The organism is Aurantiacibacter rhizosphaerae (genome assembly GCF_009807005.1).
Taxonomy (GTDB): domain Bacteria; phylum Pseudomonadota; class Alphaproteobacteria; order Sphingomonadales; family Sphingomonadaceae; genus Alteraurantiacibacter; species Alteraurantiacibacter rhizosphaerae.
On record NZ_WUBR01000006.1, the window covers coordinates 1 to 1,004 of the forward strand.

The following is a 1,004-nucleotide window of genomic DNA, read 5'->3' on the forward strand; positions in this document are numbered from 1 at the left end:
CATGAAAATCCTCGTGCCCGTTAAGCGGGTGATAGATTACAATGTGAAGCCGCGCGTGAAGAGCGATGGTTCGGGTGTTGATCTGGCGAACGTCAAGATGAGCATGAACCCGTTTGACGAGATCGCGGTGGAAGAGGCGCTGCGGCTGAAGGAAGCCGGCAAGGCCGAGGAAGTGGTGGCGGTATCCGTCGGCCCGGCCAAGGCGCAGGAGACGCTGCGCACGGCGCTGGCCATGGGCGCAGACCGCGCGATCCTGGTCGAAACCGATGAACAAGTCGAACCGCTGGCTGTGGCCAAGATCCTGAAGGCCATCGCTGCCGAGGAAGAGCCGGGCATCGTGATGCTGGGCAAGCAGGCCATCGATGATGACAGCAACCAGACCGGCCAGATGCTGGCCGCGCTTATGAACCTGCCGCAGGGCACCTTTGCCAGCAAGGTGGAGGTGGACGGCGATGGCGTATCCGTCACCCGCGAAGTGGACGGCGGGCTGGAAACGGTGAAGCTGACGCTGCCTGCCATCGTCACCACCGATCTTCGTTTGAACGAGCCGCGCTATGCTTCGCTGCCCAACATCATGAAGGCGAAGAAGAAGCCGCTCGATACCAAGACGCCTGCTGATTACGGCGTCGATGTCGCGCCGCGCCTTACCACCACCAATGTCTCCGAACCGCCGGTCCGCCAGGCGGGCGAGATCGTGGAAGATGTGGACGCGCTCGTCGCGAAGCTCAAAGCCCTGGGAGTTGCCTGATGACCGCTCTAGTATTTGCTGAACCCAATGGCGACACGGTCGCCGATGCCACCCTTGCCACCGTCACCGCCGCTGCCGCACTGGGCGGCCCGGTGCATGTGCTGGTGACAGGATCGCAGGCTGCAGGCGATGCGCACGGCGCCATCGCCGGTGTGGAGAAGGTGCTGGTGGCAGACGATGCCGCCTATGCCGATGGCCTGGCCGAGAACGTCGCCCCGCTGATCGCCGGGCTGATGGACGGTTATGATGCCGTGCT

At 63.4% G+C, this 1,004-nt stretch carries 2 protein-coding genes; both read left to right on the forward strand.

The window, feature by feature from the left end; all coding sequences use genetic code 11:
* Nucleotide 1 precedes the first annotated feature (1 nt).
* Nucleotides 2-748, forward strand: coding sequence for an electron transfer flavoprotein subunit beta/FixA family protein (locus tag GRF63_RS16330; protein WP_160487142.1), 747 nt, complete (start codon nt 2-4; stop codon nt 746-748).
* A partial coding sequence (locus tag GRF63_RS16335) for an adenine nucleotide alpha hydrolase family protein (protein ID WP_474076036.1) occupies nt 748-1,004 on the forward strand: 257 nt, incomplete at its 3' end. The genes GRF63_RS16330 and GRF63_RS16335, both read left to right, overlap by 1 nt.

Coding starts and splice junctions, on each gene's coding strand:
- GRF63_RS16330 (WP_160487142.1), top strand. CDS start 2: ATGAAAATCCTCGTGCCCGTTAAGCGGGTGATAGATTACAATGTGAAG.